Origin of the sequence: Streptomyces sp. MS06 (assembly GCF_047200655.1) — a bacterium.
Taxonomy (GTDB): Bacteria; Actinomycetota; Actinomycetes; order Streptomycetales; family Streptomycetaceae; genus Streptomyces.
Genome location: NZ_JBJZOJ010000054.1, coordinates 20,171 through 42,549, shown reverse-complemented (window position 1 = coordinate 42,549; position 22,379 = coordinate 20,171). Strand labels below are relative to the sequence as shown.

Genomic DNA, 22,379 nt, shown 5'->3' with positions numbered 1-22,379 from the left:
CCCTCCGCCTTCACCTGGACACGCTGCCTGCGTCTCATGCCGGGGAGCCCTACTCCACCCGGGCTTCGGCGGAGGACTCCTCCTCCTCTTCGGGCAGCCGGACGTCGTTGACGGTGATGTTCACCTCGACGACCTCAAGGCCGGTGATGCGCTCCACCGCGGAGATCACGTTCTCCCGCACGTCCCGGGACACGTCGGTGATGGGCACCCCGTACTCGACGACCAGGTCGAGGTCGACGGCCGCCTGCCGCTCGCCCACCTCGACCTTCACGCCGCGCCCCACGTTGGGCCGGCCACCGGGCACCCGGTCGCGGACGGCGCCGATGGTGCGCGAGAGGCCGCCGCCCATGTCGTACACCCCCGGGATCTCCCGGGCCGCGATGCCGGCGACCTTCACCACCACGAGGTCGGCGATCGAGGTCCTGCCGCGGGTGGCGGCGGGCTGGTCCGCGCCGGTCGCGCCGCCTGCGACGGCCGTGGTCCGCTCGGTGCCGGTGCCGGTGCCGGTCCTGGGTGCGGGGGTGTCCTTGGTGGCGACCGCGGTCTGTGTGGCCATGGTGTTCGTCCTTCCTGCTTCGGCTCGTCGGTGAAGTACCTGTCTTCGTCGGACCCGTCTCGGCCCCCGATGTGACGCGGATGCCCGGAAAAAGCCCCGGGGAACGCGGGAGGGGCCGCGACCGTACCGTCTCGGCGCGTTTTTCCGACGGCCCGTCACCCGTGCCGCGCGTGCCGCGGTTCCGCCATGCGGGGGCGACCGCCGGGCGCGGCACGTGACGGGGCGGACCGGGGCGCATCCGCGGGAGCCCCCACCGCCGAAACGGTGCGTAACAGGAACGGTGCACAGGTGTCCCACCTGAAGAGACCGGACGAGAGGAGCCGCCCCGTGGCGGGCGCCCGCAGACCGACCGCACCACCCGGCGCCGCCGCGGACGCGGATGCCGACGCCGCCGACAGCGGGAGCGCCACCGGCACCGCCCTGTTGGCGGTCCGGGCCGCGGAGGGCGACGAGGACGCCTTCGCGGTGCTGGTGCAGCGCCATGCGCCGGCGCTGATCCGGCTGGCCGCCCGCCTGCTCGGCACCTCCGCGGAGGCGGAGGACGCGGTACAGGAGGCCTTCCTCAGCGCGTGGCGCCGGCTGCCGGAGTTCCACGGGCAGGCGTCCTTCGGCACGTGGATGTACCGGATCGTCACCAACCGCTGCCTGAACGTGCTGCGGGCCCGCCGTCCGACGGCGCCCCTGGAGGCGGCCGGGCAGGTGCCGGCGGCCGAGCACACCACCTCGCCGGCGCGTATCGCCGAGGCCCGCGACGCGGTGCGCGAACTGCGGGACGCCCTCGACCTGCTCTCCGCCGAGCAGCGTGCCTGCTGGGTGCTGCGGGAACTGGACGGCCGCTCCTACGAGTTCATCGCGGGAGCGGTCGGTATCAGCCAGGAGGCCGTCCGAGCCCGCGTCTTCCGCGCACGCCGCTGCCTGACACAAGCACTGGGGGCCTGGCGATGACCGCCCGCAACGACCCGCCGCCGGACGACGTCCGCACCGGGGAGGACGACGACGAACTCCTGCCGTGCGGACGGCTGCTGTCGCAGGTCTGGGAGGACCGGGAGGGACGGGGCGAGGACCCCCACGCGGACTCCTGCCCGCACTGCCGGGAGGCCGTGCGGGGCCTGGACCGGCTGGAGTCCGCCGTGCTCGGCCTGCGCGAGGAGGTTCCGGACACCTCCGGGTACGACGCCGAGCGGTTGACCCGGCGGGTCATGGATCTCGTGCGCCTGGAACTGCGGCCAGGCCGGCCGCTGCCCCTGGGGCTGCCCGCCGAGGACCTGTGGATCATGGAAGCGGTCGCCGCCCGCACCCTTCGCGCGGCGGCCGAGGCGGTCGACGGCGTACGAGCGGGCTCCTGCCGCATCACCGCCGCCGACGGCCCGGACAGCGGCTCTGCGGACGGTGCTCGCCCGGACGGCGGACGCTTGGACGGCGGTCGCGCGGACGGGCGCGGCGCGTACGGTGACGGCCGGGGCGGTGGCCGGGGCGGTGGCCGCGCCGGCGATCGTGGCGCGGATCGTTCCGGCAGGGAGGGTGCCGGCAGGGATGGTGCCGGCGGGGAGGGTGCCGGCGTCCGGGTCCGCCTCGACATCCACGCCCCCGCCGACGCGTCGCTGCCGCAACTGGCGGAGCGGGTGCGGCAGCGGGTGCGGGACGCCGCCGACCGGGAGCTCGGCCTGGTCACCGCGGCCGTGGACATCCGGATCACCGACCTCGTCGACCTGCGGGGCGACGGTCAGGAAGGGCGTACCCCGTGACCTCGCACAACCCGCGCACACCGCGGACCGCGCACGCCCCGCCCCCGGCGCCGGCCGAGGAGATCGCCGGGGTCGTGCAGAGCGTGCCGGGGGTCGCCTTCCTCGAGCCGGGACTGGCCGCCCGGCTCCGCTCCGCGGTGCAGCGGACCGATGCCGGCTCCGCTTCCGGTCCCGGCGCCGGCCGGGCGCCGTCCGCAGGGGTGCGGGTGACGCCCGGACCGGGCGGTGCCGGCGGCTGGCATGTCGACGTCCGGGTGGTGGCGCTGAGCCGGGCCGCCAGGACGGTGGACGTGGCCCGTGCCGTGCGGGCCGCCGTCGAGGGTCATCTGGCCGGTTCGGTCCCCGGCCGGCCGGGCGCGCGGGTGACCGTGACGATCACCGGTCTGGTCTGACCCCTCGGGTCCCCCGCCCGCGGTGACGCGGCCGGGACTCCCTTGGTGACGCCGGCGGGGACGCCCACCGTGACGCCCGTGGGGATGTCCCGCACCCGCCCTCCCGCGTCCTACGGGTGCGGGAGCGGAACGGTCAGCGTCAGGTGCAGGAACAGGGCCCACGCCGTGGCCGCGGCGGTCAGCGCCCGGAGCCTGCGCCGGCGCTCCGGCGCGACCGGATCGGGCGCGCCTCCCACCGGCCGACCGTCCCGCACCGGGGCCCGGCCGCGCAGGACCGCCGCCGGGGCGCCGCCCGGCCGTTCCGCCGGCGCCGTGCGGCCTCGCGGGAGCGCCGCCGCGGACTCCCGTCGAGGTCCCGCGGGGACCGCCCGCCCACCCCCGTACGGGTTCCTCGCCGCCGCCCCCGCCTGCTCCGGCAGAACCGCCGGCGTGGCGCTCGGCCCGGTGACGGGCGACCCGGTGGGATGCGCCCCGGCTGCCGAGGTTCCGATGGTGCGCGTCCCGTCCCGGGAGGTGCCGATGGTGCGCGTCCCGGTGGCCGGAGGCGGGGCGGCGGGCCCGCCGGTGGCGGGTCGGCGCGGGCGCTCCGCTCAGAGCAGCCGGCGGATGTCGCCGCGGACCCGGTAGAAGCCGCCGGCCGCCGGGTGCAGGGCGTCCACCACGTAGCGCGCGCCGGGCTCCCGTATCGCGCGCGGGAACTGCACGTTCCACGACGGGTCGTAGCCCTCGGACACCACGTGCACGCGCACCCGGCCGGACTCCTGGACGCACTCGACCACGATCGCCCCCGCGGAGACCCGGCTGACGGAGGCCATGCTGCTCACGGCCGTGTCGGGGGCGTAGGTCGGCAGGGCCGCGTCCAGCTTGACGTCCCGGGCCGCCGGCACCGAACCCTGCTGCGCGGCGGAGATCGCCGCCTCGCTCGCGTCCACGCACACCAGCGAGCCGTCCGTGGTCACCAGGTACAGGCGCTCGTCGTGGTACTGCATGGACAGCGCCGAGCCGCCGCCGGTGCCCAGTTTCCACAGGCGGGTGCCGGCCCGGTCGAAGCAGTAGACGGAGGAGGACGAGTCGCCGGCGAAGACGAACTGCCCGCCGGGCGAGGCTGCGCACGAGTAGACCGCGCTGTCGCAGGCGTAGGTGGCCTCGACGGCGCCGTCCGCCTTCGCCAGCCGCTGCACGACGCGGCGCGCGGTGCCCGCGTACACGGCGTCGTCCTCCTGCCAGCCGAACAGGACGCCGCCCCGGGTGGGCGTGTGCCACAGCTCGCCGCCGCCGTCGGGTGCGTAGGCGGTGACGCCCTGCCGGTGGCCGTGGTACACGGCGCGGTCGTCGGCCCGGACCATCCAGGCGTCCGCGCCCTCGCTGCGCCGGGCCCACTGGTGCTCGTCCTCGTGGTCGATGACGGTGAGCCGGCCCTCGCGGTCGGAGACGTCCAGGACGCCCTCGTGGATGTCCAGCCAGAAGATGTCGACGTCCGCCGCGATGTCGTAGGCCGCGAACGGCAGCTTCGAGGACAGGTCGTACACCCGGCCGTCGTCGCAGCCGGCGTAGATCCAGAAGTCGTCGGCGACCAGGCACTTCACGCCGTCGGGGAGGCTGAACCGGGCCAGTACGCCGCCCTCGTGGTCCAGGGTGTAGACGTCGCCCGCCTCGTTGCCGACCCAGCAGCGCTCGTCGTCGACGTGGATCCCGAACGCCGAGGAGCCGGTGCGGAACCGCCACAGCACGGGCGCCGAGGCTCGGGCGGTGGAGGGTGCCGAGGACACCTGGCGCCGGGTCACCGGGCGCGGCGCCCGCCGGCCGGCCACCGCCGGTGCGTATCCCTTGCGGACCTTCTCCCCGATCTTCTTCGTCGCGGCTGCCTGCGCCTTCTCCGCGGAGGGGAACGTGGTCGTCTGGGTCTGCCCGTCCGAGCCGATCCGGCCGTAGCGCACCCGCACCACCCGGCCGTCGACGGCCACCTCGTAGAACTTGTGGGCGCCGCCGCCCTCCTGGGACAGCTCCAGATACGTGGTCGACACCGTGGTCCCGGCAGACATGGCACACCCCTCCCCGATGGTTGGACCCGCGGCCTCCCCGGCGGGTCCCACTGATCAAAAGGTAGAGGCACCCACTGACAACGACCGGGCGCGCCCGCCACCCGCCGCCCCGGGCGGGCGGGCGGTGTGAACGGCCCGTGAACGCCCTCGCGCCCTCCGGCGAACGTTCTCCGGACTCACCCGTATGGCTCCGATAACATGTTCGATCTCGCGATGAACGTTTTGTCGCTCACCTTCCTCATACCGGGAAGAAACGCAGTTCGGCTCGACGTGCAACCAGTGATCCCGACGAAAGAAACCCACACACCGGTCAAGCAAGTGATATCCACGACATCGCGGGTCCTCTCCCGAATACGAAGCACGACCGACCTCTCCGCCCGGTCCCGGCGCCGGACGGTGCTCTGGGCCGCCGCGGGCGCCGTGGCCCTCGGATTCATGGCCGCGCTGGAGATCGCCGCCCGCCACTACGGCGTGCCGGGTCCGGTCACCGCTCAGGTGCGGGAGGTCGTCCACGCGCCCGAGTCGGGCTTCCTGCTGTACGCCAGCATGGCGTTGATGATGGTGGTGCTCCCCTGGCGGCAGCGGTTCGTCGCGATCGGCGCCGCCGTCGGCATCGACCTCTGCTTCGCCCTGGTGCGGTGGGCGCTCGGTGTGCGGGTGACCGACGGCCACCCCTTCGGCAACGGCGCGCTGTGGGTGATCCTCGGTTGCGGCGTCCTCGCCCTGACGCGCCGCACCGGCCGGGATCGCGCCCTGCTGCTGAAGGGCGTCGGGCTGGGGCTGCTGCTGGTGACCGGCCGCAAGACCGGTGACACCTGGCTCCTCATCACCTCCAAGACCCGGCCGACCGTGCTCGACCCGTACGTCGCCACCGCCGACCACGCGCTGGGCAATCCGTCGTGGCTGGTCGGCCGGGCCCTCACGGCCACCGGCGCCGTCGGCTTCAACTTCCTCGACATCGTCTACGGGCAGCTCGCGGTGGCCGCGGTCGTCGTCGCGCTCTACCAGCTGCGCAACGTCGCGGTCGAGCGCCGCTTCCCGGGCCACCACCTGGTGCGCACCTTCCTGGCGATAGGCCTGGTCGGGCCAGTCGTCTACATGATCTTCCCGGTGGTGGGCCCGATCTTCGCCTACGGCACCGGTGCCGAGCACTGGGCGTCCGTCAGCCTGTGGGCCGACACCGGATCCAGCGGCCACTGGGCGGTGGCCGACCTGTGGCCGCACACGCCGCCGCCGATCGCCGCCCCGCACCCCATTCCCTTCGACGGGATCACCCCGCGCAACTGCATGCCCAGCCTGCACACGGCCTGGGCCACCACGATCTTCATCCACTCCCGCAGAGGCCCGCGCCCGCTGCGCTACGCGGGTACGTTCTGGCTGGTCGCCACCCTCTGCGCCACGCTGGGCTTCGGCTACCACTACGGAGCCGACCTGGTGGCCGGCGTGGTGTTCGCGCTGACCGTGGAGGCCGCAGTGCGCGCGTTCGACCGCGGCTGGGACCGCTCGGTCGCCCGACTGGTCGCCCACGGCACGGCGGTCTTCACCGCGCTGCTGCTGTCGTACCGCTTCCTGCCCCTGGAGATGGCCCGGCACCCGGTGATCGCCGGTCCGCTGCTCCTGCTGGCGATGATCTCGGTGATCTACGGATACCTGCGGACCACGGCGCTCCGGGAACCGGCGGCCGCACCCGTCACCCGCCCGGAACCGCAACCCGAACCCGCCTGACGCGCCCACCGGGCACGCACCGGGCACGCACCGGGTGCCCACTGGGTGCCCACCGGTCACGTACCGGGTCGTGCCGCCCGCCGCCCGACCCGCCCGCCGTTCTGACACGCGCCCGGCGCCGACCTTCGGGCCGCGCCTCCGACCCCCCGGGCCGCGCCTCCGACCCCCCGGGCCGCGCCTCCGACCCCCCGGGCCGCCGTTCCGGCCCTCGGTTCGGTGTCCGGCCGTCGGGTCAGGCGTCCGCGGCCCGCGGAGCTGCGAGGTCGGCGACCCGGGCGGTGCGCACGCCGAGTGCCGACAGTTCGTCCAGTGCCCGCAGATGCTGCGCCTCGTCCACGCTGGCCGTGGCGTCCGAGACGACGACCACGCGGTAGCCCAGGCGCACCGCCGTGGTGGCCGTGGCCGCCACCCCGTGCGCGGTCGACAGCCCGGCGACCACCACCTCGGTGACCCCGGCGCCGCGCAGGACGCCGTCCAGCCCGGTGTCCTCGAAGGCGTCGAGGCCGTTCTTGGTCACCAGCCGGTCGCCGGTGCGCGGCGCGCACGCGGGAACGAGCCGGTTGGGGGCGGCGCCGGTGCCTCCGTCGGCGCCGTCCGCACGGACGTACCGGACCAGGACCGTCTCCACGGCGCCGGTGCCCGCGAGGTGCTCGCGCAGCCTTCCGCAGGCGTCGGCGACCGCGTCCCCGTCGATCGGCTGCCATGGCATGTCCACGATCCACCGTTGCAGGTCGATCAGCAGGAGTGCCGTGCGCTCGCGGGCCAAGTGTTCTCCCTGGGACGGGCTTTCGGCGGATCCGGGCGGTCCCCGGCACCGTACCAAGACGGCACGTCCGCGGGGCCGCCGGGCGGATCCGGCCGACCCGGGAGGCCGCGCCGCGGAACCCCGCGAGGCCGTGCCGCGGAGCGTCCGGGAGGCCGTGCCGCGGCGCGGGCGCGGCGCGGCTGCGGCCCGGCCGCCGCGCGGAGGGCAGTCGTCCGCGGTCCGGCCGCGGCGCGGGCGGCAGGTTGTCCGCCACCCGGCCAATCCGCTGCGCGACCGGCTCCGGATCACAGGTGACCCGCCTGATCCTGATGCCGGCCCGTGGAGGAGAGACCATGACCCGCACGTCCCCGGGTGCTTCGCGGCGACCCGAGACGCGGAGCGAGGGGCGGCGCACGGCCGTCCTCGGGGCCGGAGTCGCGGGGCTCACCGCAGCCCACGTCCTGGCCGCCACCCGGCACGTGACCCTCTACGAGGCCGACGACCGGCTCGGCGGGCACGCGCACACCCACGAGCTGACGTCGGCGCACGACGGGCGGGTGCACCGCGTCGACTCCGGGTTCATCGTGCACAACCGCCGCACCTACCCGCACCTGCTGCGCCTCTTCGACGAACTCGGCGTCAGAACGCAGGAGTCGGAGATGAGCATGTCGGTGCGGTGCGAGGGGTGCGGCCTGGAGCACGCGGGTGCCCGCGGTCCGGCCGGGCTGTTCACGCATCCCCGTACCCTGCTGCGCGGCCGCTACCTGCGGATGCTGGCGGAGGTCCCGGCGTTCCACCGGGCGGCCCGGCGGCTGCTCGCGGCGGGCGGCGAGGACGCGCTCACCCTGGGCGGGTTCCTCGACCGGGAGGGATTCTCCGCCTACTTCCGCGCCCACTTCATGACGCCACTGGTGTCGGCCGTGTGGTCCTGCGACGCGGCGACCGCGCAACGCTACCCGGCCGCCTACCTGTTCCGGTTCCTGGAGCACCACGGGCTGCTGTCGGTCACCGGCTCGCCGGTATGGCGCACGGTCACCGGGGGCTCGCGGTCGTACGTCGACCGGATAGCCGACCGGCTCCCCGACGTGCGCACCGGCACGCCCGTCCGGGCCGTCCGGCGCCACGCCGACGGAGCCGACGTCACCGCCGAGGACGGGACGACCGAGACGTACGACTCGGTGGTGGTCGCCGTCCACCCCGACCAGGCGCTGCGGCTGCTCGCCGACGCCACCCCGGGGGAGAAGGACGTACTCGGCGCCTTCCGGTACTCCCGCAACCCCACTCTGCTGCACACCGACACCGCCCTGCTGCCGCGCGCCCGCGGGGCGCGGGCCTCCTGGAACTACCTGATGCCGTCGTGCGCGGCGGGTGCCGACCGGGTGCGGGTCAGCTACGACATGAACCGGCTGCAACGCCTGGACGCCGCCGAGACGTTCGTGGTCACCCTCGGCGGCGGGGACCGCGTCCGGCCCGACCGGGTGCTGGCCCGGATGACGTACGAGCACCCCGTCTACACGCCCGAGTCGGTGGCCGCGCAGCGGCGCCTGCCCGAACTGGACAGCCCGGTATGCGTGTTCGCCGGCGCCTACCACGGCTGGGGGTTCCACGAGGACGGCTGCCGCTCCGGCGTCGAGGCCGCCGCCGCGCTGGGAGCGCAGTGGTGAGCACCGCACCCGCCCGCGCAGCGTCCGCCCGCACCGCACCGGCCGGCACCGCACCCGCCCTGTACCCGTGCACGATCACGCACGTGCGCACCACACCGTGGCGCCGCACCCTGCGGCACCGCACCTACCTGTGGCTCGTCGACCCCGACCGGCCGCCCCGGCTGCCCCGACCGCTGCGGCCGCTGGCCCGGTTCGACCCGCGCGACCACTTCGACGGCACCCGGCCCACGATCCGCGCCGGGCTGGACGCCTTCCTCGCCGCGCACGGCGAGCCGCCGGCCGGCGGGCGGGTGCTGATGCTCACCCAGGCCCGCGTGTTCGGGTACGTCTTCAACCCGCTCACCCTGTACTGGTGCCTCGGCCGCGACGGCGAACCACGGTGCGTGGTCGCCGAGGTGCACAACACCTACGGCGGCCGGCACGCCTACCTGCTCCACCCGGACGAGGCCGGCACCGCCCGCGCCGACAAGCGGTTCTACGTCTCGCCGTTCTTCCCCGTGGACGGCGGCTACCGGATGCGGCTGCCGCCGCCCGGACCGCGGCTCGACCTGACCGTCCGCCTGGACCGCCCGGCCGGCCCGGCCCTGACCGCGACCGTGCGCGGCACCCGGCGTGCGGCGACTCCCGCGGCCCTGCTGCGGCTGGCACTGCGCCACCCCTGGTCCACGCTGGTCGCCTCGGCCGCGATCCGGGCCCACGGCATACGCCTCTACCTGCGGGGACTGCCCGTTCAGCCCCGCCCCGACGACCACCGCACACCGGAGAACACGACATGAGGACAGCCGAGCCCCGTACCGCCGCGCACGGGCCCGCCGTCGCCGCCGACCCCGCCCGCCGGCCTCCAGCGGCCGCCGACCCCGGCCGCTGGCCCGACGTGGCGGCCGTCCCGCGCGCCTCGCGGCCCCGTACCGCCGTCACCGCGGCCGTCGTCCGGCGGGCCCTGCGCGGGCTGCCGCTGCGGGCCCGGTTCGCCGGCGCGGACACCGTCGGCCGCGGCGGCCCGCTGCTGCAGGTGCACGACCCGGCGGCGTTCCACGCCCGGATCGGCACCGGCGGCCTGGTCGGCTTCGGCGAGTCCTACATGGCCGGCGAGTGGGACGCCCCGGACCTGGTGGGCGCGCTCACCGTGCTGGCCGCGCACGCCGCCGACCTGGTCCCGGCCCCGCTGCAGCGGCTGCGCCCCCTGTGGGCGCTCCGGCAGCCGCACGGCGAACGCAACACACCCGACGGCTCCCGCACCAACATCAGCCGCCACTACGACCTGTCCAACGAGCTGTTCTCGCTGTTCCTCGACGACACCCTCACCTACTCCGCCGCCCGGTTCCGGGGCTTCCCGGCGAGCTGGGACCTGCTCGCCGCGGCCCAGGACCGCAAGATCGACCGGCTGCTCGACCTGGCCGGCGTCGGCGCCGGCACCCGGCTGCTGGAGATCGGCACCGGCTGGGGGCGGCTGGCGCTGCGGGCGGCCGGACGCGGCGCCCGGGTCACCTCGCTCACCCTGTCGCGGGAGCAGCGGGACCTGGCGCGGGCACGGGTCCGCGAGGCCGGTCTCGAGCACCGCGTCGCCGTCGAACTGTGCGACTACCGGGAGGCCCGCGGGGAGTACGACGCCGTCGTCAGCGTGGAGATGATCGAGGCGGTCGGCGCCGAGTTCTGGCCGGTGTACTTCCGCACCCTGGACGAGCGGCTGGCGCCCGGCGGGCGGGTGGCGCTCCAGGCGATCACCATGCCGCACGCGCGGATGCTCGCCACCCGCGGCGGCTTCACCTGGATCCACAAGTACATCTTCCCCGGCGGGCAGATCCCGTCCGCCGAAGCCGTCGAGGAGAACGTGCGCGACCGCACCGGGCTGACCGTCGCCCGCAGCGACGCGTTCGGCGCGCACTACGCGGAGACGCTGCGGCTGTGGCGGGAACGGTTCACCGAGCGGGCCGAGGAGGTCGGGGCGCTCGGCTTCGACGAAACCTTCCGCCGCATGTGGACCTTCTACCTCGCCTACTCGGAGGCCGGTTTCCGCTCCGGCTACCTCGACGTACGGCACTACCTGCTCACCAAGGAGGACTCCGCCCGATGACCAGTCTCCAGGCCCCCTCGCGGCCCGGTGCCGCCCACCGGCTCGCCGCCCTCGCCGCGGACGCGCTCGGCGGCCCCCTCCCGGTCCGGCTGCGCGCCTGGGACGGCAGCGAGACCGGACCGGCCGACGGCCCGGTCGTCGTCGTACGGTCCCGGCGCGCCCTGCGGCGCCTGCTCTGGCAGCCCGGCGAACTGGGCCTGGCGCAGGCGTACGTCACCGGGGAACTCGACGTCGAGGGCGACCTCGCGCAGGGGCTGCGGGCGATGTGGTCCGCCGCCCGGGAGCGTGGACTGCGCCCGCCCCGGCTCACCCCCGCGGACCGGGCCCGCGCGCTCGCCACCGCCGTGCGGCTGGGCGTGGTGGGCCCGCCGCCCGCGGCCCCCGCCTCCCAGGCCCGGCTGCGCGGCGCGCTGCACACCCGGGCCCGCGACCGGGCCGCCATCAGCCACCACTACGACCTGTCGAACGAGTTCTACGCCCTGCTCCTCGACGACACCATGGCCTACTCCTGCGGCTACTGGACGAGCGAGGACCCCGGCGCCCGCCCGGAGGCCGCGCAGCGGGCCAAGCTGGAGCTGATCTGCCGCAAGCTCGCCCTGCGCCCGGGGTCGCGGCTGCTGGACATCGGCTGCGGCTGGGGGTCGCTCACCCTGCACGCCGCGCAGCGGCACGAGGCCCGGGTCACCGCCGTCACCCTGTCCCGGGAGCAGGCGGCGCACGTCCGGGACCGGGTGCGCGAGCGAGGCCTGACCGACCGGGTCGAGGTGGTCTGCCAGGACTACCGGGACATCGCCGGCGGCGCCCACGACGCCGTCGCCACCGTCGAGATGGGCGAGCACGTCGGCGACGCCGAGTACCCGGCGTTCACCTCCGCCCTGCACCGTCTGGTCCGGCCGGGCGGGCGGGTCCTGGTGCAGCAGATGTCCCGCGGCCGGAACGCTCCCGGCGGCGGCCCGTTCATCGAGGCGTACATCGCCCCCGACATGCACATGCGCCCGCTCGGCGAGACCACCGGGATGCTGGAGGAGGCCGGCCTGGAGGTCCGGCACGTCGAGTCGATGCGCGAGCACTACGCCCGCACGATCGGCGCCTGGCACCGCACCCTGGAGGACGACCGGGAGTCGTTCGTGCGGCTGGTGGGCGAGGAGACCGCACGGGTGTGGCGGCTGTACCTGGTCGGTGGGGCGCTGGCGTTCGAGGAGGGGCGCATGGGAGTGGACCAGATCCTCGCCGTGCGGCCCGGCCCCGGCGGGGACAGCGGCCTGCCGACCGCCGCACCGGACTGGTACGAGGGCCTGTGAACGGCTTCCCGTGGGGCGCCTTCGCCGCCAACCTGCTCTGGGCCGCCGCGGCGGCGCTTGCCGTGCTGCTGCTCACGTTCGCGGTCGCCGTGCGCCGGGGTGTGCACCGGATCGTCGACATCGCCTGGGGCGTCGCCTTCACCGCGGTCGCCGCCGTCACCTTCGCGGCCTCCGCCGGGCACGGGGACCCGGTGCGCCGGACCCTGGTGACCGTCCTGACCGCCGTGTGGGGGCTGCGGCTGGCCGTGCACATCGCCCGCCGCGGCCGCGGGCACGGCGAGGACCCGCGCTACGAGGCGATGCTGGCCAAGGCCCCCGGCAACCCGAACGCCTACGCCCTGCGGATGGTCTACCTCCTCCAGGCCGCCCTGGTGTGGCTGGTGTCCCTGCCCGTCCAGGCGGCGCAGTACGTGCCCGGCAGGCCGTCCGCCCTCGCCTGGGCCGGCGTCGCCCTGTGGGCCGTCGGGCTCTGCTTCGAGGCGGTCGGCGACGCGCAGCTCGCCCGGTTCAAGGCCGCCCCGGCGAACCGGGGACGGATCATGGACCGGGGGCTGTGGTCGTGGACCCGGCACCCGAACTACTTCGGCGACTTCTGCGTCTGGTGGGGCCTGTTCCTGCTGGCCTGCGACGACGCCCCGGCGGCCGCCGTGTCGGTGGTGTCGCCGGTGGTGATGAGCCTGCTCCTGACCAAGGGCAGCGGGAAGCGCCTGCTGGAGCGGCACATGCGCGACCGCCCCGGCTACGCCGCGTACGCGGCCCGTACCAGCGGTTTCCTGCCGCGACCGCCGAGGGCGCGGTGAACCGCGGGACCGGCCGCCGGCCGGCACCCGCGGACCGCGCCCGCCCCGCCGGCCCACCCGCGCCCGCACCCGCGCCCGCACCCGCGCCCGCACCCGCACCCGCGCCCGCACCCGCGCTCGCACCCGCGCCGGCGCCGGCGCCGGCGCCGGGAAACCGACGAGGAGTGCCCACCGTGCGCCGGAGCGACGCCCGGCGCCTCCCCGCGCCCGGGGAGGCGCTCGTCCCGCTGCTGCTTCCGCCGAACCCGCGGGCCGCCGTGCTGCTGCTGCACGGCGGGCGCGCGCACGACGGCGGCCCGTCCCGCTCCTGGCACCCGGCGGTGCTGCGGATGCGTCCCTTCCGGCGGCCGATCACGGTCGCGCTGCCCCACCGGGACGTCCTGCTGGCCCGGGTGCGCTACCGGCTCCGCGGCTGGAACGAGGAGCGCGCCGACCCCGTGCCGGACGCCCTCGACGCGCTGGAGCGGCTCGCCCGGCTGGCCGGACCGGTGCCCACGGTGCTGGTCGGCCACTCCATGGGCGCCCGGGCCGCGCTGCACGCCGCGGCCCATCCGCAGGTGCGCGGCGTGCTCGCCCTGGCCCCGTGGTGGCCGCCGGGCGAGCCGGTGGGGACGCTGGCGGGCCGCCGGGTGATCGTGCTGCACGGCGACCGGGACCGGATCACCTCCCGCGCCGACTCCGCCGACCTGGTGCGCCGGGCGCGGGGCACGGCGGCCCGCGCGGGGATGGCGGTGGTCCGCGACGGCGACCACGCCATGCTGCGGCGCCACGGCTTCTGGCACCGCACCGCCGCGTCCGCCGTCGCCCACCTCCTCGACCCGTCCGGCTGCCCCGACCCGCTCCCGGCGGCGGCCTACCGCGACGGGGCGGCGGCGTTTCCGGTGCTCTGACCGGGCCCGGTGCACCGCCCTGCCGGACCGGCCGCACCCGAGCCGTATGGCGGGTGCACCGGCGCACTATGCTCGCGACCATGGCGCTGACCACGGACGAGGTGGACCGGTTCGAAGCCTGCAGGCCCCGCCTGGAGGCCATCGCCTACCGCCTCCTCGGCTCCGCGAGCGAGGCCGAGGACGCCGTGCAGGAGGCCTTCCTGCGCTGGCAGGCCGCCGACGTCGACCGCATCGACGTCCCCGAGGCCTGGCTGACGAAGGTCCTCACCAACCTGTGCCTCAACCAGCTCACCTCCGCCCGCGCACGGCGGGAGACCTACGTGGGCCAGTGGCTCCCCGAGCCGCTGCTCGCCGGGGACCCGATGCTCGGCCCGGCCGACACCGCCGAACAGCGCGAGTCGGTCTCCTACGCGGTGCTGGCCCTGCTGGAGCGCCTCTCGCCCAACGAGCGCGCCGTGTACGTGCTGCGGGAGGCCTTCGACTACCCGCACCGGGAGATCGCCGGGATCCTCGACCTCAGCGAGGCCGCGAGCCAGCAGATCCTGCACCGCGCCAGGAAGCACGTCGCCGACGGCCGGGCCCGCACCGAGGTCGACGAGGCCGCCGCCCGGCAGATCGTGGACGAGTTCCTCGCGGCGGCCACCAGCGGCCGCACCGAACCGCTGGTGCGGCTGCTCACCCGGGACGCCGTCGCGATCGGTGACGGCGGTGGCAGGATCCCCGCCCGCACCAAGGCGTTCGAGGGCGCCGTCGCGGTCGCCAAGTTCATGCGCGGCCTGTTCAAACCGAGCCGGGCCAAGCGCGAGCTGGCGGGCGGCTCACCCGGGCTCCACCTCACGACCGCCAACGGGGGGCCCGCCCTGGTGGCGGTCGTCGACGGCCGGGTCGTCGGCGTCCTGTGCCTGGAGATCACCACCGAGGGCATCGCCGCGTTCCGCAACCAGGTCAACCCGGACAAGCTCGCCCGCGCCAACCGGCAGTGGGCGGCCACCGACCACGGCGCCCCCCTGGTCCAGGTCTTCTGAACCCGCTCCACGCCTGCCGCACCCGCCCGACACGCGTCCCACGCCTGCCGCACCCGCCCGATGCGCGTTCCACGCCTGCCGCACCCGCCCGATGCGCGTTCCACGCCTGCCGCACCCGCCCGACGCGCGTTCCACGCCTGCCGCCCCCGCTCCACGGCCGCTGAACCGGTGTGAGGCACGACGGGGATGCGAGGTACGACCGGGATGTGAGGCACGTCACCCGCCACCTCTGTCAGGAAACGGCGGGCTGCCCGGTTCAGGGGGCGAATCCGCTGAAGACAGGAGCAGGGACATGCAGCACCGAATCGTCGTCCTCGGAGCCGGATACGCCGGAGCGGCCGCGGCCGGGCGCCTCGCCAGGAGGCTGCACGGCGACGACGTCGCGCTCACCCTCGTCAACGCTGAGCCCGACTTCGTCGAGCGGGTCAGGCTGCACCAGCTCGCGACCGGCCAGGAACTGCGGAACCGCCCGTTCGGCGCAATGTTCGAGGGCACCGGCGTCACGCTGAGGGTGGCACGGGTCACCGCCGTCGACGTCGACCGCAGGGAGGTCACCGTGGCCGACGCGCACGGCGCGCGGGACGTGCTCGGGTACGACACCCTCGTGTACGCCCTCGGCAGCGGCTGGAACGACCAGGGCGTCCCCGGCACCGCCGAGCACGCCGTGCAGATCGCCGGCCGCCCCGGCGCGCTCCGGGCCCGCGAGCGACTGGCCCGCCTGGGCGCCGGACGGCCCGTGCTCGTGGTCGGCGGCGGCCTCACCGGGTTGGAGGCCGCCGCCGAGATCGCCGAGGCCCGCCCGGACCTCTCCGTCTCCCTCGCGACCCGCGGCGCCCTCGGCGACTGGCTCTCGCCCAAGGGCCGGCGGCATCTGCGGAAGGTCTTCGACGGGCTCGGCGTCACCGTGCACGAGCAGACCGCGGTGACCGGCGTCGAGGCGGACCGCGTCACCACCGCGGCGGGCGGGACCGTCCCCGCCGCGGTGACGGTGTGGACCACCGGCTTCGCCGTGCACCCCCTCGCGCAGGCCACCGCCCTGGACGTCACCGACACCGGGCAGATCGTGGTCGACGCCACCATGCGCTCCGTCTCGCACCCCGACGTGTACGCCGTCGGCGACGCGGCCATGGCGATGGGGCCCGGTGACAAGCCGCTCCGCATGTCCTGCGCCACGGGCACCCCCATGGCCTGGCAGGCCGCCGACGCCATCGCGGCCCGGCTGACCGGCAGGAAGGTCCCGAAGGTGCCGATGCGCTACTTCAACCAGTGCATCTCCCTCGGCCGCAGGCAGGGCCTCGTCCAGTACGTCACCGCGGACGACCGCGCCGTGCGGGCGGCCCTGACCGGGCGGCCCGCCGCCGTCTACAAGGAGCTGATCTGCAAGGGCGCGGCCTGGGCCGTCGCCAACCCCATGCTCGCCCTGCCGACCCGGCGCCGCCGCCTGGTACCGGCGCCGGTCCCGGCGGACGCGGCGGCCGGCACACCGGCCTGACCCGGGGCCCGGCGGCGGCCCGCTCCGCGGGGCACGCCGCCGGGAGCCGCCCCCGTCGCCGCCCCCGTCGCCGCCCCCGTCGCCGCCCCCGTCGCCGTCCCCGTCGCCTCCGTCCCTGTCGCCGTCCCCCTCCCCGTCGCCTGCGTCCCCATCGCCTCCGGTCCCCTCGCCTCCGGCCCCGTCGTGGACGTTTTCCGACCCGCGGGACCGGCCGCCGCGTCCGACAAGTCGCCTCCCGACAATCTGGATGTGTAGATTTGTACCGCCGGGCGCACAGCTGTCAGGCGCGCCGACGGTCGCCCCCGGCGCGCATGAGCCTTGCAGGCGAGGGCCCTATGTTCGACTTCAGCGCGCCGATCGTGACCACGTTCCTGGTGTACGTGGCCGCCATGATCGGAACGGGTGTGTGGGCGTACTCCCGTACGCACACGTTCTCCGACTTCGCGCTGGGCGGCCGCAGGCTCAGCGCGCTGGTAGCCGCGCTGTCCGCCGGAGCCAGCGACATGTCCGGCTGGTTGTTCCTGGCCCTCCCCGGAGCGGTGTACGCCGCCGGTATCGGCGCCAGCTGGATCGCCGTCGGGCTGGTGATCGGCACCTATCTGAACTGGCTCTTCGTCGCTCCGCGACTGCGTACCTACACCGAGCGGGCCGGGAACGCCGTGAGCCTGTCGGGGTACCTGGAGAAGCGCTTCGAGGACCGCACCCGGGCGCTCCGGATGGCCTCGGCCGCGGTCACCCTGGTGTTCTTCACCGTCTACGTCGCCAGTGGGCTGGTGGCCGGCGGACTGCTGTTCAAGAACGTCTTCGACGTCCGCTTCGGCCTCGGGGTGACGCTGACCGCGCTGGTGATCGTCATCTACTCGTGCCTCGGCGGCTTCCTCGCGGTGAGCCTGACCCACGTCATGCAGGGCACGCTGATGTTCCTGGCCCTGCTGGTGCTCCCGGTGTCGGGCATCGCGGCGGTCGGCGGCTTCGGCGCGCTGGGCGACGCCCTCGACGCCAAGGCGCCGGGACTGCTGAGAATGGGCTCCGACGTCGAGTACGCGGACGGCAGATGGTCGGGCGGCGGGTCGCTGGGCACCATCGCGATCGTCTCCCTGCTCGCCTGGGGGCTGGGTTACTTCGGCCAGCCGCACATCCTGGCCCGCTTCATGGGCATCCGCAGCGTCCGCGCCATCCCCGCGGCCCGCCGCATCGGCACGGCCTGGGTCGTCGTCGTCCTCGGCGGCGCCACGCTCGTCGGCCTCGCCGGCATCGCCCGGCTCGGCACACCGCTCGGCAACCCGGACATCGTGTACATCGTCCTGAGCCGGACCCTGCTCAACCCGTGGATCGCCGGGCTGATGCTGATCGCGGTGCTGGCCGCGATCATGTCGACCGCGGACAGCCAGCTCCTGGTGTCGTCCGTCGCCCTGACGGAGGACTTCTACCGCGCCCTGTTCAACCGCCGCGCCTCGGACCGGGTGCTCGTGTGGGTGGGGCGCGGGGCCGTCGTCGCGGTGATCGTGATCGCCTACGCGATCGCGCTCAGAGCCGACGAGCTGCTGAGCATCGTCGCCTACGCCTGGGCGGGTTTCGGGGCGGCCTTCGGCCCCGTCGTGCTGCTCTCGCTGTACTGGCCGCGCATGACCTGGGCGGGGGCCATGGCCGGGATCGTCTCGGGGGCGGCGACGGTACTGCTCTGGAAGAGGATCAACCCGCTGCTCGGACCGCTCGAGTCGGGCATCTACGAGATCATCCCGGGCATGCTGGTCGCCACGCTGGCCGCGCTGGTCTTCGGCAGATTCGTCGGCAGCCCGCCGAAACAGGCCTTCTGGCGGATGCCGGGCGGCGGGGTCAACCAGTTGATGCTCGCCCCGTTCCTCAGGCACGCCCCGGTCGGCATCGCCGTCCTGGACATGGACCTGCGCTACGTCTGGGTGAACGAGCCCCTCGACCGCATGATCCCGCTCGCGCAGCGGCTGGGCCGGAAGGTGAGCGAGGTGCTGTCCGAACCGGACGCGGAGGCGTTCGAGGCGCACATGCGGAAGGTGCTCGACACCGGGCAGCCGGTGATGGACCACGAGTTCCGCGGCGCCAGCCGCAGCGACCCGCACCGGGAGCGGGCGTACTCCGCGTCCTTCTTCGCCATGAAGGACCACAAGGACCGCACGGTCGGCATCTGGTACATGATCATCGACGTCACGGAGCGCTGGCGGGCACAGGAGCGGCTGGCCCTGCTCAACGACGCCGGCGCCCGGATCGGCAGCACGCTGGACGAGACCCGGACCGCGCAGGAACTCGCCGACGAGGCCGTCCCGTCCCTCGCCGACTTCGTCGCCGTGGACCTGCTGGACACGGTCATGCGGGGCGAGGAACCCGCCCCCGGACCGGTCGGGATGACACCCGTCATCCGCCGGGCGGCACAGCGTTCCGTCCGCGAGGGCAGCCCCGAGGCGACCCTGGCCGTCGGGGAGGCGGTACGGCGTGCCCCCTCCTCGCCGGTGACCCGCTGCCTGCTGGAGAGCAAGACCCTGGTGGAGCGGTCCCTGGACCCCGCCAACAGTGACTGGGTCACCGAGGACGAGCCGCTCGGCGCCTCCATCCGCGCGTTCGGCTTCGGCTCCCTGATGGTGGTCCCGGTACGGGCGCGCGGCGTCACCCTGGGCGTGGCCACGTTCGCCCGGTCCCGGCGCGCGGGCCCCTTCGAGGACGACGACGTACGCCTCGCCGAGGAGATCGTCTCCCGGGCGGCCGTCTGCGTGGACAACGCCCGCCGCTACACCCGGGAGCGGACCGCGGCCCGCTCCATGCAGCGCTCGCTGCTGCCGCAGAAGCTGACCGGAGGATCGGCCCTGGAGGTGGCGTCCTGGTACCTCCCGGCGGACGCCCCCAGCGGGGTGGGCGGCGACTGGTTCGACGTGATCCCGCTCTCCGGAGCCCGGATCGCCCTGGTCGTCGGGGACGTCGTCGGCCACGGCATGAACGCGGCGACCACGATGGGACGCCTGCGCACCGCGGTCCGCACCCTCGCCAACCTGGACCTCTCCCCGGACGAACTGCTGGCCCATCTGGACGACCTGGTCATCGGGCTGATCGGGGCGAGCGACAGCAGCGCGCCGCCGGCGGCGGGGGACGAGGCGGCGGGCGTCGCGTTCCTGGGCGCCACCTGTCTGTACGCGGTGTACGACCCGGTCAGCAGGCGGTGCACCCTGGCGCGGGCCGGTCACCTCCCGCCCGTGATCATCCGTCCGGACGGCACCGCCGAGATCCTCGACCTGCCCGCCGGGCCGCCCCTCGGCCTCGGTTACCTGCCCTTCGAGTCCGTCGAACTGGAGCTGGCCGAGGGCAGTCTCCTCGCCCTCTACACCGACGGCTTGGTCGAGACCTCCGACCGGGACATCGACGTCGGGCTGTCCCGCCTGGGCGAAGCCCTGACGGTGCCCGGACCGACCCTGGAGGACATCGGCCGCAAGACCGTCGAAACCCTGCTGACGGGGCCCCCGTCCGACGACGCGGCCCTGCTCCTCGCCCGGACCCACGTGCTGGCCCAGGACCGGGTCACCTCCTGGGACCTGCCGAGCGACCCGGCCGCCGTGGGGCAGGCCCGCACCCTCGCCGTCCGGCAGCTCGCCGACTGGGGGATGGACGAGCTGGGGTTCACCACGGAACTCGTCGTGAGTGAACTGGTCACCAACGCCATCCGCCACGCGGCCGGACCGGTCCGGCTCCGCCTGATCCGGGACCGCGCCCTGATCTGCGAGATCTCCGACGCCAGCAACACCTCCCCGCGTCTGCGCCACGCCCGGACCACCGACGAAGGGGGGCGGGGCCTGCTGATCGTCGCCCAGCTCGCCCAGCGCTGGGGCACCCGCTACACCGCGACCGGCAAGACCATCTGGGCGGAACAGGCCATCCCCACCGAGAGCCTCGCGGGCGAGGTGGGCGAGGTGGGCGGGGTGGACGAGGTCGGCATGTCCGGCGGGACAGGTGGCGCCGAAGGAACTGCTGGGATGGATGGGTTGGATGGGTCGGGCGGGATGAGCGGGATGGACGGGGCCTGACGGGTCGCCGAGCCGGTCACGGCTGCCGGGCCCGGAGAGGCCGGTCGCCGAGCCGGGCGGGGATGCCGAGTCGCCCGTGCCGCCGCGCAGCGATATCGACGTGGCGGTCCGGCACAGCGGTGCCTATGATGCTCGCGATGAAGAACTTCTCCTCGTACGGATTGGGGGAATCGTTCGCACAGGGTGAGTGCTGATGGCACATCACTTCGCGAACGACATCCCGCCCCACCTGCCGATGTGGCAGCGCGTGCGCGCCTACGCCGTGCCACCTTCCATGATCGAGACCGCGAGCGCACGGCGTGTGCTCGGGGACTGGGCGGGGGCCTGCGCCGCCGCCAGGGTCGACGTCGCTCTCGATCTGCGCGCCGTGCGCAACCGCCACGGCACCGATCTCGCCACCCGCCTTCGCTCGGATCTGCGCCGCTTGGCGCCCGACCTGCTCCGCTGGCACATGCCCCGGATCGCCCCGCACGGGCGGCTGCGACCCGGCCTCACCATCGCCCTTGCCACGTACCGGAGTTCCGGCGCCGCTCCGCTGCGGTTGGTGGTGCGGACACCGCCGCCCCGGGCGGACGCCGGGCAGCGGATGTCCCTGGACCTGTGGGAGGGCTCCGCAGCCGGCCCGCACCGGTACCACCCGCATCCTCACCCGGACCGGCGGTTCCGGCTCGACCTGCATCGGCACCTCTGGGACGCCGGCCGCAGCGGCGAACTGGCCCGGCGGTGCGGTCGGGGCGGGGTGCCGTCGTCGCTGCCGCGACTCCCGCCCGGTACGGCCGAGGCCGACCTGCCGGACCTGGCCGTCCCGCCGGGCCAGGCCGGCTCGTGGAACCGGCCGGGTCCGCAGGATGTGCCGGGTCCGCAGGTTCGGCCGGAGAACCCGGCGGAGCGCCACCTGCCGTGGGCACCGGCCAACTGGGCCGCGGAGGCCGAACTCCTGTTGCGGGCCGAGGGACGTTCCCGCGGGGCCTTCACCGTACGGCTCGGTGCGCGCCGCCGCGCCGTGTTCGAACTCGTCGCCCCCGACGACAGCCACGCCCCGACGCTCCGGTCCCCGCGGGAGGATCCGCCTGCGCAGGAAGCGGCGGCGCTGCCGGTGCTTCCGGAGGCGTCGGCCCGGCTCCTGCCGGATCTGCTGCTGCTCAGGGCCGGGTTGGTCACCCCCGGGGAGCTTCACCCGCTGGTCACCGCAGCGTTGGCGGTGTCCGACGCGGTGCCCTCGGCCGGCTCCGCGGCGTCTCACGGACCCGTCCGCGACCTCGGAGACCCGCACCGGGTGGAGTGCCGGGGTGAGGTGCACCGGCTCGCACTGCGGGACGGGGTGCTCACCGCGGTCGACCACGACCCGGACCAACTGCGCCGGGAGGAGCTGCTGGTGGCGCTCGGCGGGCCGGGGCTGCCGTGTCTGCGGGCGATCGACGCGGTGCACCGCAGCCCGGAGGCGCTGCCCGCGGTCCGCGAACGACTCGGGCACGGCGACGTCGCCGGGGCTCTGGCAGCCGTCGAGGGGCTGCTCGGGCCCGGAGCGGTCCTGCGCGAGGGACCACTCCGGGACGAGCTGGCAGCGGCAGCGGCCCGCCGCGTGGACGACGGGCTCTACCGCGCCGGCCTGGTCGCCGTGCCCGGCGATGCCGGCACGGCCCGGAGCGGTCCCGCCTCGCGTGCAGGGCGCGGGGCAGGCGGGCGCGGCCCGCGCCTCGACCGCCGTACGCCGCCCGCGGTGCGCCGCAAGCGCAACAGCCGGGCCCGGCCCCGTACCGGCCTGATCTGAACCCGACCCGCCCGTTCGGCGGCCTCTCGAAGAATCCCGACCTCCGCGCGGGCTCCGCACCGCGCGCCGCCTCCGCCACGTCCGGGACCGGCTTCCCCGGTCCCCCTGACCAAC

At 75.2% G+C, this 22,379-nt stretch carries 18 protein-coding genes; 14 read left to right on the top strand and 4 right to left on the bottom strand.

Features of this window, described 5'->3' with window-relative positions:
- Window positions 1–49 precede the first annotated feature (49 nt).
- A complete protein-coding gene (locus tag ACL02U_RS25165; protein ID WP_412793207.1) occupies window positions 50–556 on the bottom strand; it encodes an Asp23/Gls24 family envelope stress response protein in 507 nt (168 codons plus the stop codon).
- Between the two features lie 327 nt (window positions 557–883).
- Here ACL02U_RS25165 and ACL02U_RS25160 point away from each other — a divergent pair, with 327 nt between their 5' ends.
- Genes ACL02U_RS25160 through ACL02U_RS25150 form a run of 3 tightly spaced genes read left to right on the top strand, consistent with a single transcriptional unit; the run spans window position 884 to window position 2,693 of the window.
- Window positions 884–1,501, top strand: a complete 618-nt coding sequence (locus ACL02U_RS25160) for an RNA polymerase sigma factor (RefSeq protein WP_412793217.1) — start codon at window positions 884–886, stop codon at window positions 1,499–1,501.
- Window positions 1,498–2,301 carry an Asp23/Gls24 family envelope stress response protein gene (locus ACL02U_RS25155; RefSeq protein WP_412793206.1) on the top strand — a complete coding sequence of 268 codons (804 nt, stop codon included), beginning with the start codon at window positions 1,498–1,500 and terminating at the stop codon, window positions 2,299–2,301. The genes ACL02U_RS25160 and ACL02U_RS25155 overlap by 4 nt, the downstream gene beginning before the upstream one ends.
- Complete coding sequence (locus ACL02U_RS25150; protein ID WP_412793205.1) at window positions 2,298–2,693, top strand: hypothetical protein; 396 nt, start codon at window positions 2,298–2,300, stop codon at window positions 2,691–2,693. Before ACL02U_RS25155 ends, ACL02U_RS25150 begins: the two co-directional genes overlap by 4 nt.
- Before the next feature lie 110 nt (window positions 2,694–2,803).
- Here ACL02U_RS25150 and ACL02U_RS25145 read toward each other — a convergent pair whose 3' ends face one another.
- Both ACL02U_RS25145 and ACL02U_RS25140 read right to left on the bottom strand, forming a co-directional pair.
- Complete coding sequence (locus tag ACL02U_RS25145; protein WP_412793204.1) at window positions 2,804–2,929, bottom strand: hypothetical protein; 126 nt, start codon at window positions 2,927–2,929, stop codon at window positions 2,804–2,806.
- 354 nt (window positions 2,930–3,283) lie between these two features.
- On the bottom strand, window positions 3,284–4,735 hold the full coding sequence (locus ACL02U_RS25140; RefSeq protein ID WP_412793203.1) for a WGR domain-containing protein: 1,452 nt from the start codon (window positions 4,733–4,735) through the stop codon (window positions 3,284–3,286).
- Window positions 4,736–5,170: 435 nt separating this feature from the next.
- Between ACL02U_RS25140 and ACL02U_RS25135 the strand changes: the two genes are divergently transcribed.
- Window positions 5,171–6,460 carry a phosphatase PAP2 family protein gene (locus ACL02U_RS25135; protein ID WP_412793216.1) on the top strand — a complete coding sequence of 430 codons (1,290 nt, stop codon included), beginning with the start codon at window positions 5,171–5,173 and terminating at the stop codon, window positions 6,458–6,460.
- A 232-nt stretch (window positions 6,461–6,692) separates the two neighbouring features.
- Here ACL02U_RS25135 and ACL02U_RS25130 read toward each other — a convergent pair whose 3' ends face one another.
- On the bottom strand, window positions 6,693–7,226 hold the full coding sequence (locus ACL02U_RS25130) for a cysteine hydrolase family protein (RefSeq protein ID WP_412793202.1): 534 nt from the start codon (window positions 7,224–7,226) through the stop codon (window positions 6,693–6,695).
- 332 nt (window positions 7,227–7,558) lie between these two features.
- Here ACL02U_RS25130 and ACL02U_RS25125 point away from each other — a divergent pair, with 332 nt between their 5' ends.
- The 10 genes from ACL02U_RS25125 (at window position 7,559) to ACL02U_RS25080 (ending at window position 22,265) form a co-directional block, all read left to right on the top strand.
- Window positions 7,559–8,869: an NAD(P)/FAD-dependent oxidoreductase gene (locus ACL02U_RS25125; RefSeq protein ID WP_412793201.1), complete on the top strand. Its 1,311-nt coding sequence runs from the start codon at window positions 7,559–7,561 to the stop codon at window positions 8,867–8,869.
- Window positions 8,866–9,645, top strand: a complete 780-nt coding sequence (locus ACL02U_RS25120; RefSeq protein WP_412793200.1) for a DUF1365 domain-containing protein — start codon at window positions 8,866–8,868, stop codon at window positions 9,643–9,645. Before ACL02U_RS25125 ends, ACL02U_RS25120 begins: the two co-directional genes overlap by 4 nt.
- Entirely contained in the window at window positions 9,642–10,943 is a 1,302-nt protein-coding gene (locus ACL02U_RS25115; RefSeq protein WP_412793199.1) for a class I SAM-dependent methyltransferase, read from the top strand. The genes ACL02U_RS25120 and ACL02U_RS25115 overlap by 4 nt, the downstream gene beginning before the upstream one ends.
- Window positions 10,940–12,244 (top strand): class I SAM-dependent methyltransferase, encoded by a 1,305-nt coding sequence (locus ACL02U_RS25110; RefSeq protein WP_412793198.1) that lies wholly within the window; start codon window positions 10,940–10,942, stop codon window positions 12,242–12,244. The genes ACL02U_RS25115 and ACL02U_RS25110 overlap by 4 nt, the downstream gene beginning before the upstream one ends.
- Complete coding sequence (locus tag ACL02U_RS25105; RefSeq protein WP_412793197.1) at window positions 12,241–13,044, top strand: DUF1295 domain-containing protein; 804 nt, start codon at window positions 12,241–12,243, stop codon at window positions 13,042–13,044. The genes ACL02U_RS25110 and ACL02U_RS25105 overlap by 4 nt, the downstream gene beginning before the upstream one ends.
- Window positions 13,045–13,217: 173 nt before the next feature.
- A complete protein-coding gene (locus tag ACL02U_RS25100; protein ID WP_412793196.1) occupies window positions 13,218–13,934 on the top strand; it encodes an alpha/beta family hydrolase in 717 nt (238 codons plus the stop codon).
- Between the two features lie 80 nt (window positions 13,935–14,014).
- Entirely contained in the window at window positions 14,015–14,959 is a 945-nt protein-coding gene (sigJ, locus tag ACL02U_RS25095) for an RNA polymerase sigma factor SigJ (RefSeq protein ID WP_412793195.1), read from the top strand.
- Window positions 14,960–15,251: 292 nt separating this feature from the next.
- Window positions 15,252–16,451, top strand: a complete 1,200-nt coding sequence (locus tag ACL02U_RS25090) for an NAD(P)/FAD-dependent oxidoreductase (protein ID WP_412793194.1) — start codon at window positions 15,252–15,254, stop codon at window positions 16,449–16,451.
- Window positions 16,452–16,762: 311 nt separating this feature from the next.
- Window positions 16,763–20,494 carry a sodium/proline symporter PutP gene (putP, locus tag ACL02U_RS25085; RefSeq protein ID WP_412793193.1) on the top strand — a complete coding sequence of 1,244 codons (3,732 nt, stop codon included), beginning with the start codon at window positions 16,763–16,765 and terminating at the stop codon, window positions 20,492–20,494.
- A 193-nt stretch (window positions 20,495–20,687) separates the two neighbouring features.
- Window positions 20,688–22,265 carry a hypothetical protein gene (locus ACL02U_RS25080; protein WP_412793192.1) on the top strand — a complete coding sequence of 526 codons (1,578 nt, stop codon included), beginning with the start codon at window positions 20,688–20,690 and terminating at the stop codon, window positions 22,263–22,265.
- Window positions 22,266–22,379 lie beyond the last annotated feature (114 nt).